Genomic DNA, 13,865 nt, shown 5'->3' on the forward strand with positions numbered 1-13,865 from the left:
CTGTCAATGGGCGTGTGCTGCGTTTCCATCTCCTTCTGTGACAGCTACAAAAAACGGATGCAGCTATATGCTGCATCCGCTTTTTGCAGTTCTTATGCCTGGGGCTCCTGGGGCCCGTCTTCCTCCGGTTTCTCCTCGGGCTTTTGATCCGGCTCCTGGTCCTGCTCCGGCTCCTCCTGAGAGGGGGCGGGAGGCATGGGCACCGGCTCGCTGACCATGTGGATGGCCCGGGCGGGAGGCTCGATGTTGCTATCCAGGGTCACCTCGGCCAGAGCGGGGTCCCGGCCCTCGATAATAGCCACCATCTCGGCACCGGTGATGGTCTCCTTCTCCAGCAGGTAGGCGGCGATCTTGTCCAGCAGCTCCCGGTTGTCCTTCAAGATCTGGATGGCATCGTTGTGGCAGCGGTCAATGATGGCCCGCACCTCGTCGTCGATGCCAGCGGCGGTATCCTGGGCACAAGTCAGGCCCATCTGACCGTCCAGGTACTGGTTGTGCACCGTGGCCAGGCCCATCATGCCGAACTTGTCGCTCATACCGAACATGCTCACCATCTTGCGGGCGATGTCGGTGGCCCGCTCGATATCGTTGGCCGCGCCGGAAGAGCGGGAGCCAAACACCACTTCCTCGGCGGAACGGCCCGCCAACAGGGTGCGGATCTCGGCCAGCAGGTCCTCCTCAGTCATGAGGAACTTCTCTTCCTCAGGCAGGTGGAGGGTGTAGCCCAGAGCGCCCTGGGTGTGGGGCACGATGGTGATCTTGGACACGGGCATGGCGTTGTCCTTCTGATTATGGGCCACCAGAGCGTGGCCCACCTCGTGGTAGGCGATCATGCGCTTTTCCTGCTCGGTGAGTACAGTGCCCTTCTTCTCGCTGCCTGCGATGACAAACTCGAAGGAGGTGAGCAGGTCCTGCTGATTGACCGCCTTGCGGCCCTGGCGCACCGCCCGCAGGGCGGCCTCATTGACCAGGTTGGCCAGGTCTGCGCCCACGCAGCCGGCCGTGGCCTGGGCGATCTTGTTCAGGTTCACGTCCTCAGCCAGACGAATCTTCCGGGTATGCACCTGGAGGGTGGCCAGACGGCCAGCCAGGTTGGGCCGGTCGATGGTGATGCGTCGGTCAAACCGACCGGGACGCAGCAGAGCCTTATCCAGCACCTCGGGACGGTTGGTGGCGCCCAGGACAATGATGCCCTTGCCGGGGTCGAATCCGTCCAGCTCAGCCAGCAGCTGGTTCAGGGTCTGCTCCCGCTCGTCGTTGCCGCCCATGCGGTTGTCACGGGACTTACCGATGGTGTCGATCTCGTCGATGAAGATGATACAGGGGGCCATCTTGTTGGCCTCTTTGAACAGGTCACGGACACGGGAAGCGCCCACGCCCACGAACATCTCCACAAAGTCGGAGCCAGAGATGGAGAAGAAGGGGACGTTGGCCTCACCGGCCACAGCCTTGGCCAGCAGGGTCTTACCGGTACCGGGAGGGCCCACCAGCAGTGCGCCCTTGGGCAGCTTGGCGCCGATCTCAGTATAGCGCTGGGGATGGTGGAGGAAGTCGATGATCTCCTCCAGGCTCTCCTTGGCCTCGTCCTGGCCTGCCACGTCCCGGAAGGTGACGCCGGTGGATTTCTCCACGTACACCTTGGCGTTGGCCTTGCCCACGCCGCCCAGGCCGCCCAGACCGCCGCCGCCCATCTTCTTGAACATGTAGCGGTAGAGGAAGACCATGGCCACCACCAGAATCAGGGTGGGAAGCACATAGCTGAGCACGCCGTAGAGCATGGTCTGCTCGCTGCTGATCATTTCCGATTTGTACTCCACCCCGTGCTCGGTCATCAGGTTGATGATGTCCGAGTCCTCCACCGGCGGCATGGCCGCCTGGAACTTCAATTTGTTTTTCTGGTTGCTGCCAAGCTGGTCCATCAGCAGGTTGCTGACGCTCAGGCTGGTGGAGCCGGAATTTTTGATTTTATCCTTGTACTCTTGCAGGGGGGCTGCGTCGTCCTTCAAGGTGAAGTAGTACCCGTAGTTGTCCATCTCCACCTTGTCCACATAGTCGCTGACCACCCACTCCCGGAAGGTGGAGTAGGGCACCGTGATGGTGTTGGCCGAGCGCATGGTCACCAGGCAGCTGTTGAGCAGCACCACCAGCAAAATGGCCCACACCACAATGCCGATGAAGCCCAGGGATGGTCGCTTTCTGTTGTCATTTTGATTATTGGGTCCATTGGGTCCCGCCATAGGGGTGTCCTCCTTAAAATCACACAAGCCGGGTAAGATTGCCCGGCGTTTTTCTCCTGAAACGGTTTCGTTTCACCATTTGCGAGAAGTATAACACATCTGAAAGGCAAAAACAAGAAATGTTCTTGGCCTGGGTGTAAACTTTCTATGACTGAACAGGATTTCTCCGTTAGATTCTCCGTTTTCCCTCTTTTTCATCCGGCAAAACCGTGATATAATGTAACGTCAAAGCTACGACATATTTCCCTTCATATAGATATTACACAAGAAAAAGGAGCAGCAGACATGCGCCAACGTCAAAGAGAACAAAATAGCCCCGCCGACGGCATTATCGAAGGCCGCAACGCGGTCATCGAGGCCCTGCGGGCTGGTACCGCCGTGGATAAAATCTACATCGCCAAGGGCGAGACCGACGCCACCCTGGGTCACATCGCCTCCACCGCCCGCAATAAGGGCATCGTGGTGGTGGAAGCCGACCGCCGCAAGCTGGACGCCATGAGCGCCACCCACTCCCACCAGGGCGTCATTGCCGTGGCGGCGGTGCGAGAGTACGCCAGTGTGGCCGACATCCTCCAAGCCGCCCGGGACAAGGGAGAAGCCCCCCTGGTGGTGGTGTGCGACGAGCTCAGCGATCCCCACAACCTGGGCGCTGTCATCCGTACCGCCGAAGCCGCCGGTGCCCATGGCGTCATCATCCCCAAGCGCCGCTCGGCTGGCCTGACCGCCATTGTGGCAAAAACCTCCGCCGGTGCCGTGAGCTACCTGCCCGTGGCCCGGGTGGCCAACCTTACCGCTCTGCTCAAAGAGCTGAAGGAAGAAGGTCTTTGGGTGTTCGGCACCGCCGCCGACGGCGCCACCAGCCTGTATCAGGCGGATTTGAAGGGACCCGCCGCCATCGTCATCGGCAGTGAAGGGGACGGCATGAGCCGTCTGGTACGGGAGCAGTGCGACTTCTTGGTGTCCATTCCCATGCGGGGTCAGGTCAACTCCCTCAATGCCTCCGCCGCCGCTGCTGTGGTGCTGTATGAAGCTGTGCGCCAGCGCAGCTGATGCACCTTTGATAAAAGGAGTATCTCCATGTCTGAACGCTACGATCCCCAACAACCCAACTACTCGTTGGACGATATTTTGGCCGAATTTGGCTCAGGGTCCGCTGGATCGTACTCCACCCCCGTGGAGGAGCCGGTGGAAGAGTCCCCGCAAGAACCTGCCCCCAACCCCAACTCCCTCCAAGACCCCAAAAACCTGGAGGCCATCCAGGAGCTGAAAAAACGTCTGGAAGTGCGCCCGCATCCTCAGGAGGAAGAGGCGGAGCAGGTGGAAGAGGACCACACTGTCCCGGAGCAAGCCCCCCAAGAGCAGGAGCCCCAGGCAGAAGAGGAGGAACCATCCAAAGCCAAAGTGGTTCCCTTCCCCGACCAGCAGCCCCAGCCCAAGGTCCCCGATCAGCCTCCCACACCCGGCCCTGAGCCGGTACAGTTTGCCAAAAAGGAACCTCAGCCCCAGCAAAACCAAGCAAATGAGGAGGACGGCGACGAGGCCCCCATGCCGGTGATTGAACCGGCCACCCTGCTGCGCCATCTGGGCGCCCGTCTGTCCACCCTCCAGCGGCGGGCCGACCACTACGCTGACCACATGTATGACCAGGCCGAGCCGGACTCTGAGACGGTGAAGGTGGAGACTTACCTGCCCGGTGTGGACCAGGAGACCCCACCCAAGGCCCCAAAAAAGAAAAAGGTGGCCAAACCTCCCAAGCCCGCCCGGGTCAAGCCGGTAAAGCCTCCACCCCCGGATACGCCCCCAGCCGAGTTGGCCGCCCGCTATCAAAAGGGGCTGAAGGCCCGACGCCATCGGGTCACCGCCGGGTGGCTGTTGAGCCTGCTGGCCATTATAGTCTCCGTTCCCCTGCCCATTTCCATCCCCTTTTCCCTGCCGGGGATGAGTATCCCCCAGCTCAAGGCCTGGATTCTGGCCGCTCTGCTGGCCATGGTGGGCATTTTGTGCATGGAAATTCTGGTGGTGGGCTTTACCCGCCTCTTCCAGCTCCATCCCCGGGCAGAAACCCTGGCAGCTCTGGCCTGGTTGTTTTCCCTGCTGGATGCCCTTACCTTCGGCGTCTGGCCCCAGCGAGGGGACGCCATACCCTGTTGCGCCGTCACCGCCCTGGGTCTGAGCATGGCCATGTGGGGTCGGTGCCTGCGCCAACAGGGAGACCGACTGTCCGCCAAGGCCGCCAGTCAAGTCAGCGCCCCCTATGTGGTGTCGCTGGACGAGGACAAGTGGAATCACCGTCCGGCCTACTGCAAGTGGGCGGGGATTGCACGGGGCTTTGGCTCCCAGCTGCAAATGGAGGACGGGGCCCAAAAGGCCTGGTCCATTGCCACCCCGGTGCTGTTGGTGGTGTGTCTGGCCTTCGCTCTGCTCTCCTCGGTGGCCCAACAGGCCCCGGAGCGCTTCCTGTGGGCCGCTTCCGCCTCCTTCACCGCCGCTGCCTCCTACTCTGCCCTGCTCTGCTACGCCTTGCCCTATCAAAAGCTGGCCGCCCGCCTGTACAAGGTAGGAGCTGCTATGGCCGGTTGGGCCGGGGTGTCTCGCTGCCGCCACGCCGGCATTGTGCTCACCGACGGGGATCTGTTCCCCCCTGGCACCGTGCAGGTGTCCCACTTTGAGCTCTATGGCAACGTTCCCAAGGAAAAAGTGGTGTCCTACGCCGCCACTTTGCTGAAGGTGGCCGACTGCGACCTGACCCAACCCTTCTACAAGCTGTTGCAGTCCACCGGCGCTCTCTACCGCGAGGCCTCCGGCGTGCGCTTCCATGAAGGTGGCATCACCGGTATCATCCACAACCACGACATCATCGTAGGCACCTCGGACTTCATGCACCTGGTGGACATCCCCCTGCCCCGGAGCTTGAAGGTCAAGCACGCCATCTTCTGCGCCATTGACGGACAGCTGGCGGCCATGTTCCCCGTGTCCTACTCTCTGCCCTCGGCGGTGCGGCCCAGCCTGTCCACCCTCATTGGGCTGAAGGTCACCCCCATTTTGGCCACCCGTGACCCCAACCTGATCCCCGCTTTGCTGGATCAGAAGTTCAAGCTGCCGGTGGACAAGATGGAGTTCCCCTCCACTGACCGCCGCCGGGAGCTGTCGGACACCATGCAGGAGCACTCCACCCAACCGGTAGCAGTGCTGTCCCGAGAGGGTGTGGGCGTGTTCTGCGACACCGTGTTGGGCTGCCGCCGCCTGCGCTGGGCCACCCGCCTGAGCCTGGGCTTCTCCCTGGCCGGAGCCGCGCTGGGCGTCTGCCTCACCTTCTTCCTCACCTACTCCGGGTCCTATGAGGCTCTCAGCCCAGTGAACTTCCTGGTCTTTATGCTGGCCTGGCTGGTTCCCGAGCTGCTCATTGCCGGATGGGTCAACCAATATTAACCACAAAAAACTGCCGCAGCTTTTGCTGCGGCAGTTTTTTATAATTCCATCACCCGGTCACAACTCTGGGCCAAATGGGGCTCATGGGCCACCAAAATCACTGGTTTGCCCAACTCCTTGAGTCGCTGCAACATACGCTGGGCCCGCTGGGGGTCCACCCCGGTGAAGGGCTCGTCCAACAGCAGCACCCCCCGCTCCAAGGCCAGGCACCGGGCCAAGGCCAGCCGCCGGGCCATGCCGCCGGACAGGGCTGCGGGGTAAGCCTTCTCCTCTCCCTCCAGCTCCACCAGCTTCAACCAGGTTTCCGGAGGCGTAGCGGTGTGGCGGGGGGCCACATCGGTAAGGTGCTGCCACACGGTGCGCCAGGGCAACAGCCGGTTCTCCTGAAAGAGAAAGGCGGTGCTGTCCGGCTCCAGGCCGGTGACCCGCCCCTGGTCTGGGGTAAGCAGGCCACCCAGCACCCTCAGCAGGGTGGTTTTTCCGCACCCAGAGGGACCTACCAGGGCAGTGACCCCGTCCAGGGGGATGGTGAGAGACACATGGTCCAAGGCCACCTTATCCCCGTAGGACACGGTGAGATGATCCACTTGTATCATGCGTTCCCCTCCCCTCTGGGTTTCAGCCACAGCCCCAACAGCCCCTCCAGTACCAGGGACAGGGCCACAATTACCAACGTCCAGGCAAACAACTCCGGGGTCTCCAGAGCCTGTCGGGCCTGCTGGATGCTGGAGCCGATGGCCCACTTGGGGGGACAGAGCACCTCAGCGGCCACCCCGGACTTCCAGGCCAGGCCGAAGCCGTTGAGAATCGCCCCGGTGAAATGGGGACGCAAAGAGGGCAGATAGATCAGGCGCAGGGTTTTGAAGCTGGAGAAGCCGTAGGCCCGGGCCATTTCCAACAGCTGCCCATCCACCGCTTTCAGCCCTGCCGTCAGGCTGCCCCACACCACCGGGAGCACCATCATCCCCGCAATGAGGCCGGGAATGTTGGCCCGGCTCACCCACAGATACACCAGCAAAATGAAGGACACCACCGGCGTGGCCCGCAACACCCGAATGGCGGGGGAAAACACCCAGTCCGCCCAGATGCAAAAGCGGGTGAGAAAGGCCAGAACTGTGCCCAACACCACCCCGCCCACCAGGCCGGACACCACCCGTAACAGGGTGTATCCGGCGGAGAGCCAAAATTCCGGGGTGCAGCTGAGCTGGCCCAGGCACTGGGCCACGGCGTAGGGAGAGGGCAGTAACAGCTCCCGCCCCACCCAAAAAGACGCAAGTTGCCATACCCCCAGCCAGACGGCCAGGGGTATGGCGATACGCAACAGTTTTTTGGACCAGTTAGGGCACATAGTAGATGCCGTCATCGGGCACGGCTCCGCCCACAGCGGTGGGGTCAATGGAGTAGAGCACCTCGTAGTAGCCGTTGATGGCGGGCTTCATGTCAGCCCCGGACAAAAACACCAGATTGCACTGGGGAATGGCCTTCTGGGCGATGGCAGCAGAGGGAGCAATGCCCAAATCCGCCACCAGCTGGCCGGCCTGCTCGGCGTTGTCCTTGACGTAGGTCACGGAAGCCTCATACTCCTCCAGGAAGGTCTGCACCGCCTGGGGATGCTCCTCAATAAAGTCGGTGCGGGCCACCACAGCGGACATGATGAGCTGGCTTCCGTTGTCCAGGTCGTTCCAAGCGCTGGTCAGGTCAATGGCATCCCGGACGCTGCCCTGGCTCTTGGCAATGGCGGCGGTGGCAGCGGGTACAGGGAGCATAGCAGTCTCAATCTCACCGGAAATCAGTTTGGCGCTGATCTCGTTGGGATCGGCAAAGACGATCTCCACGTCCTTGTCGGGGTCCAGGCCGTTGGCGGTGAGCAGGTGGCGCAGAATGTACTCAGGATTTGCGCCCTGGCCGGTGGCGTAGATGGTCTTACCCTTCAAATCTGCCATGGACTGAACGGCAGTGCCTCCGTTGCTCTCCAGAATGTGAAGCACGCCCTGGGTACCCAGAGCCAGAATCTGAATGTCGCCCTCGGTCTTGTTGTACAGGTTGGCGGCCACGTTAGAAGCCACCATAGCAATGTCAAACTCCCCGTCGGCAGCCGTCAGCCCCGCCACCACCTCGTTGTTGTCGGTGGCCACGGTGTAGGTGTAGTGGTTGACGGTGGCATCGCTGTCACTGTCGGTGAGCAGCTTGGCCGCACCAATGCCGGTGGGGCCGGAGAGTACGGCCAAACGCACGTCCTCACCCTGGAACACTTCCTGGGTAGGCTGGGTGGTGGCCTCCGGAGAGGCCTGGGGATTGGCCGCAGAGCAGCCCATCAGGCCTACAGACAGAGCCAGAGCCATGAGCCAAGATGCAACACGCTTTTGTTTCATTTCATATCTTCCTTTCCCAATCATAAGTTTGCATAGGTGCCCAGACGGCGCACATCCGTGATGTGGATGGTCTTTCCGTCCCGGGTGATGAGCCCCTCCTCTTCCAACGCCTCAAAGGCCCGGTAGAGGGTGGCCCGCCCCACGGCAATGCGTTGGCACAGCTGGGTGGCGGAGAGGGTGACGTCCCCCTTCTCATCCTGTGCGGTGAGCAGATACTGGGCCAGACGGATCTGGGAGCTGCTGGCACACATGGTATCCAGCCGACGGCTGAGAAAATGGATGCGTCCGGAGAGATACACCACATAGTTCTCCGCAAAGGCCCCACTTTCATGGAGCAGCTTGCGCACCTGATCCTGGGGGATAAGCAGCACCGTACACGGGGTCAGCGCCTTGAGGGTGGTGGGGTATTGCTGCGCCATTTGAAACAGCGCCGCCGCCCCAAACACGTCCCCCTGCTCCAGCACCGACACCAGCAGTTGCTCCCGGCGCACCTGCACCTGCCCCTGTAACAGCACGCCCAGACAGCGGCGGAACCGCTTGGGCTGGTATATGGTCTCCCCTTTGGCAATCTCCAGACGGTCCGCCTGCTCCAGGACCCCCTGCAACACCCCGGGCTCAACCCCGGCAAACAGCGGGTGGCTTTCCAGATGTTCCATGACGCCCCTCCAATACTGTCTCATTCGAGACAGTATTCTACCCTGCTACCTGTCCCTTGTCAAGACGAAAGAAGGGGAGATGGGACAAATCTCCCATCTCCCCTTGGAACAATCCAATTAAAAGGATACCAGAGGCGCATCTCCGGTATCTTCCCCCGGCTCAATGGCCCGGATTTCCACCTCATAGCCGTAATTGTCATTGACCTGTACCGTCACTCGGTCCCCCACCCGGCGGCCCAACACCGCCCGGCCCACGGGAGACTCCTTGCTCACCAGCCCCTTGAGGGCATCCTGGCGCATGGTGGTGACGATCTGGATGACCATCTCCTCGTCGTCATCTTCCACGTAAAGGGTCACCTTGTCGTACAGTCCCACCGTCCCCTCCTCCGAACGGTCGGAAATGATGGTAGCAGTGCGGATCACATTTTCCAGGTAGCGGCATCGGCTGTCGTTACGGTTTTTCTCCTGCTTGGCGGCCTTGTATTCGAAGTTCTCGCTGAGGTCGCCGAACGCCCGAGCCTCTTTCACCGCCTCAATGAGCTTGGGCCGCAGCACAAAGCGCCGGTGGTGCAGCTCCTCTCGCATGAGAGCAATATCCTTTTCCGTCAGTTCCTTTCCCATGGCTGTGTGCCTCCTTTTCTCTTCAGTTTCCCACAGGAACAAGCCGCCGTCAAGAACATTTTGCTTTTTTGAAAAGAAACTCTTGACACCACCCCTGTGGCGTGGTATTATAATTCTTGCCCACGGGCCGGAGTGGCGGAATTGGCAGACGCCCGGGACTTAAAATCCCGTGGGAGAAATCCCGTGCCGGTTCGATCCCGGTCTCCGGCACCACAAGTTTATATCGCGGGGTAGAGCAGCTTGGTAGCTCGTCGGGCTCATAACCCGGAGGTCGTAGGTTCAAATCCTGCCCCCGCAACCATAAATCCCAGATGCGAAAGCATCTGGGATTTCCTTTTTCCTTATTCACTCTTCACTATTCACTAACTTTACCAGGATTCCAGGACTTTTTCGGTAGTTTAGGTTTATGGCGCTTTTACTCTCTCGTCGGCATCGAAGTGCCAACAGAGAGGCTTGACCCAAACGCTGACCCATACGGGAGTTTGGAGCGGTGAGAGCTGGATTTTCCCGGAGAGGATGCGCCAGAACATAATCTACAACACCGGCAGCTACTCACAAAGTAAAAGCAGCCCTGGACTAGCCGTGCAGGACTGCTATGTAAAAATTGGCCTTACTGGGACAAATTCGAAATTTTCATTTTCTTATCTTCGTCATACCATAGGTATATGGAATAGACCAACATAACAATGAGCCCCAACACCAATACTGGATTTAGCTTAACAACAAACACGGATAAAAGCGTATTTATCAGTCCGTGAAAGACATTACAAGCGAAAACACATTGTGTCTTTTTATAAATCGCAGCCAGCCAAAAACTTAATATTACTGCAAGGATTAAAAATAACAAAAAATCCATATTTTGTTGAGATGAGCCTTCCACAAACCAAAGCGGAATATGCCAAACGCCCCATACCACACCTGTAATTACGGTCGCTATTTGAAAATTATACTTTTTCTCTAATAGAGGCTGCATTGTACCACGCCAACCCAATTCTTCTTCTCCTCCATATATAAATACGGCTTGAAGAAAAACGACTGGTACCAGATACCACGGCAGTACCGAATTAAATTCCATCGACGAAATTCCAATTGTTACTATTGCCATAACAGACAGTATCCAAAAACAGGTCATCGATTTCTTTTTTCCATGAAACACAAACTTTTTCACAGAATCGAATGTCAATTTCTCGTCTATTAGAAGTAAGGCTGCGATTGTCGGTCCAAACCCGCCTATAATATGCAAAATGGTACCTATTGGATGTGTGAACGAAATAATGCACAATTTCGTTAAAGCAGCAAGACTAATCCAAGCTATACCTGTGATAGAAAATGTAATTATTAGAAAATACATCAAACGATTTTTGTGCATTTTCGCAATCCACCTCCGCAACATGAAACTACTTATTGTTATCATACCACATCCAGCCATCCATGTCACCAATGCTCCTAAATTTTGTGTAAGACAGCCCATAGAGTGTCTTGAGATTGTAATTTGAAGTGGCCCTCCCTACGCCCCCATTACTCTGGAAACCTTACAAAACTCCAGGCAGAAGTTTTCAAGCAACAATCAAGTCTAGATGGTCCCCGCCAGAACACTCCCCATCGTCTGCGCCGCCTGCCGCTGGGCGGCACTGGTGATGTGGGCGTAGGTGTCCAGGGTGAAACCTGCGGAGAAGTGGCCCAGCATCCCGGACACGCTTTTCACATCCACCCCGTTTTGCAGCGCCAGGGTGGCGAAGGTGTGGCGCAAGTCGTGGAACCGCACCTTGGGCAGTCCTGCCCGTTTCAGCACTCTATGGAGCATATGCAGCACACTGTCCGGGGAGATAGGCCCGCCATTGGGGGACGGGAACACCCATGGGCTATTACCCACTTTCCTTCTCTGTTCTCTCAGAACGCTTACCGTATCCTCTGCCAGTGGCAGGGTGCGGTAGGCGTTTTTGGTTTTTAGTGGCGCTTCCACCACTTCTCCATTAATGCGGGAGACTTGCCGCCGTACCCGGAGGTCACCCCGTTCCAAATCAATATCTTCCCATTTCAGCCCCAGCAGTTCGCCCCGCCGCAGGCCTGTGGCCAGTTCCAGGTAGTACAGCTCAAACACGCCGCTCTCCCTGGCCTCCCGGAAGAAGGAGGACAGCTGCACCGTAGTCAGGGTTTTCATCTCCTGGTGTTCCACTCGGGGCAGAGCGCAGCCCTCGGCCGGATTACTGAGAATCAGCCACTGCTCTTGGGCTAACTTTAGGGCAGAGGATAGAATTTGGTGGATGTTCCGCACCGTCTTGGCACTGAGGCCCTTGGGCTGTCCCTTGGCCTCCACCCGGTCTACCCTGCCTTGGGTCAGCAGCTTCTTGTAGAGCTTCTGTAAATCCAGAGAAGTGAGTTTTTCCAGCGGAATATCTCCGATATTGGGACGGATGTGGTTGTGGATGTAGCCCTGGTAGGTCTGGTGGGAGGAGGGCCGGACTTTGATCTTGGCGTAGTCCTGGAACCACACCTCCATCCACTCTCCCACCGTGTACTTGCCCGCCTTGGTAATGTCCAGTGCCTGGGCTTCTCTGATAGCCTGTTTCAGCTTCTCCTTGACCTCTGCTTGGGTCTTGCCCAGCACATTTTTATAGATGGCTTTCCCCGTCTCCGGGTCATGCCCTGCCGTATATCGGCCTTCCCAGCGTCCATCTTTTCGCTTGCGGATGCTGCCTTCGCCATTAGCTCGTTTCTTTGCCATGTGTGTCGCCTCCTTTGTAACGACACAGCATACCACAGAATTCTGAAATAGCCAGGGGACACGGGTAGAGTTAAGAGAAAATTATCATTTGGGGCGTGCTTGGTGTAGCGTAAACTTTTCCTTCACCACTCCCATTCTCATCAACGTGTCCAGTATATAACCACATAAGAGCTACACCCTCGTCATGCGATAGAATGTGCCATTTCCTATTCCGGTTGTCAGCTCATACGGTTCGCCATCAATCTGGAATCCCGCTCGCTGGTAGCACTTCACCGCCCTGGTGTTCCATGTACGCACTTCCAGGTACAACGGCTTATCAGGATAGCGGCTCTTGGAAATACCATAGGCCAAGGCCAGCATCTCACGGCCATAGTGCTGGTTGCAGAGTTCAGGGTTGACGCCAATCCCAATGAACACCTCCGTAGCTTCCTCCAGGATGTTGACAAAACCCACCAATGTGTCCCCGTCTGCAAACGCAAGGTAGTTCTGCTCGGACTTTGGATCCATGAAGCCAATTTGCTGTGCTTTCATTTCCTCATAGGGGGGGAGATTGTAGATTCCATACTCACCCTTGTACTTCCATGCACAAATCTGATGCTTGTCGTCATCCGTCAGATTTCGATAGATTAGTTGCTGCATGTTCTCATACCTCCGTGTCAACTCGCCTTGAACTATAATGCAAGCACATAAGTATGTCCCTTTTCCGTGGCCTCTGTGGCCCGGAAGCCACAGTCCTCAAAGAGTTTCCGGGAAGCAACATTGTAGTCATATATTTCAGCCACACGCAGAACATCAAATTCCAGGGTCTTGGCCCTGGCAATTAGTGCCCGAATCACCAGTTTTCCAATGCCCTTTCCTTGCAAGGTTGGGTCTCCGATCACGATGGGGATGTCCTCTTTTCCAAATGTGACATCTCCAACCGGAACAAAGTGAGTACTATCCTCCGCTTTGTGCTCGATCCAGTACAGTTCACCCTGCCCCTGTAAGTAATGATACATTTGGCAAAGCCGCTTCATATCGTATGGGTCGGTTTTGCCATCTACCAGCAACAGAGTCTCTTCGTCTTGGTACCAATCCAATGCGAACGCACAGTCATCTGAAAATTTTCTCAACCGCAGCGTACTGCTGATATTTATAGTATCAGGTTGTATGATTCCCTCAATGGGCATTTCATCCCCTCCAAACACTTCTTTCGTTCTATTCTACCAAAGCCCCACAACCTCAGCAAGAGTGGCTCCTTATTCTTCTCCTCTCCGTCCCCTGCGGAAGGGCCTTTTATCTTTGTTTATGCGACGTAAATTCTGAGCCACGAAACAGCTACAACCCCTGTAAATTTGTTGCGGCTCTAAGGGTACGGGGAATCACGCCAGCCTTCGGCCACTATTTTCTCGTTTACAACACCCTATTTGACCCCTATGAAAATGCCCGCACTGCGGGCATTTGTGGGGCGGAGAGGGGGCGGTCACGCCCCCTCTCCTTTCTCCTGCTTTTCTTTCGTCGACTGCCCTCTGCCCCGAAAATCGGCCAAAATCCCCGCGAGAGGCCTTGCTGGGGCAGTTACCCTCCCCATCCGCCAAGAGGCCACACAGCGGCTCACAAAGCGTTTAAGGCCGCAAACGCATGGATAGCTATAGCTCCAGCCGCTCATTGATATAGCCAGCGAACAGTTTTTCCATTGCAGAAAGGTCACGCTTCATATGGTATTCTATAGTGGCTCAGTTGTCAAGACAAAAATCTAAGATTTTTATAATGAACTGATACGGTGGATAAGTTACAGGGATGAGGTATAGGACGGTGGAATACTCCCATTCCCATATATGCTAAG

The 13,865-nt window shown here is 57.5% G+C and carries 12 protein-coding genes and 2 tRNA genes; 4 read left to right on the forward strand and 10 right to left on the reverse strand.

Features of this window, described 5'->3' with window-relative positions; all coding sequences use genetic code 11:
• Positions 1 to 92: 92 nt before the first annotated feature.
• Positions 93 to 2,237 carry an ATP-dependent zinc metalloprotease FtsH gene (ftsH, locus tag B5G37_RS11720; protein ID WP_087257748.1) on the reverse strand — a complete coding sequence of 715 codons (2,145 nt, stop codon included), beginning with the start codon at positions 2,235 to 2,237 and terminating at the stop codon, positions 93 to 95.
• 285 nt (positions 2,238 to 2,522) lie between these two features.
• Here ftsH and rlmB point away from each other — a divergent pair, with 285 nt between their 5' ends.
• Positions 2,523 to 3,287 (forward strand): 23S rRNA (guanosine(2251)-2'-O)-methyltransferase RlmB, encoded by a 765-nt coding sequence (gene rlmB, locus B5G37_RS11725; RefSeq protein ID WP_087257750.1) that lies wholly within the window; start codon positions 2,523 to 2,525, stop codon positions 3,285 to 3,287.
• Positions 3,288 to 3,314: 27 nt separating this feature from the next.
• Positions 3,315 to 5,666, forward strand: a complete 2,352-nt coding sequence (locus B5G37_RS11730; protein ID WP_087257753.1) for a hypothetical protein — start codon at positions 3,315 to 3,317, stop codon at positions 5,664 to 5,666.
• Positions 5,667 to 5,704: 38 nt separating this feature from the next.
• Here B5G37_RS11730 and B5G37_RS11735 read toward each other — a convergent pair whose 3' ends face one another.
• The 5 genes from B5G37_RS11735 to greA form a co-directional block, all read right to left on the reverse strand.
• Positions 5,705 to 6,262 carry an ATP-binding cassette domain-containing protein gene (locus tag B5G37_RS11735; RefSeq protein WP_087257757.1) on the reverse strand — a complete coding sequence of 186 codons (558 nt, stop codon included), beginning with the start codon at positions 6,260 to 6,262 and terminating at the stop codon, positions 5,705 to 5,707.
• A complete protein-coding gene (locus tag B5G37_RS11740; RefSeq protein WP_087257760.1) occupies positions 6,259 to 7,029 on the reverse strand; it encodes an ABC transporter permease subunit in 771 nt (256 codons plus the stop codon). The genes B5G37_RS11735 and B5G37_RS11740 overlap by 4 nt, the downstream gene beginning before the upstream one ends.
• Positions 7,004 to 8,038, reverse strand: coding sequence for an ABC transporter substrate-binding protein (locus B5G37_RS11745; RefSeq protein WP_087257763.1), 1,035 nt, complete (start codon positions 8,036 to 8,038; stop codon positions 7,004 to 7,006). The genes B5G37_RS11740 and B5G37_RS11745 overlap by 26 nt, the downstream gene beginning before the upstream one ends.
• A gap of 20 nt (positions 8,039 to 8,058) precedes the next feature.
• Complete coding sequence (locus B5G37_RS11750) at positions 8,059 to 8,694, reverse strand: Crp/Fnr family transcriptional regulator (RefSeq protein ID WP_158099411.1); 636 nt, start codon at positions 8,692 to 8,694, stop codon at positions 8,059 to 8,061.
• 117 nt (positions 8,695 to 8,811) lie between these two features.
• Complete coding sequence (greA, locus tag B5G37_RS11755) at positions 8,812 to 9,315, reverse strand: transcription elongation factor GreA (RefSeq protein ID WP_087257769.1); 504 nt, start codon at positions 9,313 to 9,315, stop codon at positions 8,812 to 8,814.
• 126 nt (positions 9,316 to 9,441) lie between these two features.
• Between greA and B5G37_RS11760 the strand changes: the two genes are divergently transcribed.
• Positions 9,442 to 9,528 (forward strand) — tRNA-Leu (locus B5G37_RS11760).
• Positions 9,529 to 9,539: 11 nt separating this feature from the next.
• A tRNA-Met gene (locus B5G37_RS11765) sits at positions 9,540 to 9,616 on the forward strand.
• A gap of 309 nt (positions 9,617 to 9,925) precedes the next feature.
• On the opposite strand, the gene B5G37_RS11770 is transcribed toward B5G37_RS11765, so the two are convergent.
• The 4 genes from B5G37_RS11770 to B5G37_RS11785 form a co-directional block, all read right to left on the reverse strand.
• On the reverse strand, positions 9,926 to 10,684 hold the full coding sequence (locus tag B5G37_RS11770; RefSeq protein ID WP_087233599.1) for a CPBP family intramembrane glutamic endopeptidase: 759 nt from the start codon (positions 10,682 to 10,684) through the stop codon (positions 9,926 to 9,928).
• A 204-nt stretch (positions 10,685 to 10,888) separates the two neighbouring features.
• Positions 10,889 to 12,040 carry a site-specific integrase gene (locus B5G37_RS11775; RefSeq protein ID WP_087257772.1) on the reverse strand — a complete coding sequence of 384 codons (1,152 nt, stop codon included), beginning with the start codon at positions 12,038 to 12,040 and terminating at the stop codon, positions 10,889 to 10,891.
• A 171-nt stretch (positions 12,041 to 12,211) separates the two neighbouring features.
• Positions 12,212 to 12,679 carry a GNAT family N-acetyltransferase gene (locus tag B5G37_RS11780; RefSeq protein ID WP_087257776.1) on the reverse strand — a complete coding sequence of 156 codons (468 nt, stop codon included), beginning with the start codon at positions 12,677 to 12,679 and terminating at the stop codon, positions 12,212 to 12,214.
• Positions 12,680 to 12,711: 32 nt separating this feature from the next.
• Positions 12,712 to 13,209 carry a GNAT family protein gene (locus B5G37_RS11785; RefSeq protein ID WP_087257779.1) on the reverse strand — a complete coding sequence of 166 codons (498 nt, stop codon included), beginning with the start codon at positions 13,207 to 13,209 and terminating at the stop codon, positions 12,712 to 12,714.
• Positions 13,210 to 13,865: the final 656 nt, after the last annotated feature.

The organism is Pseudoflavonifractor sp. An85 (genome assembly GCF_002161235.1).
Lineage (GTDB): Bacteria > Bacillota > Clostridia > Oscillospirales > Oscillospiraceae > Enterenecus.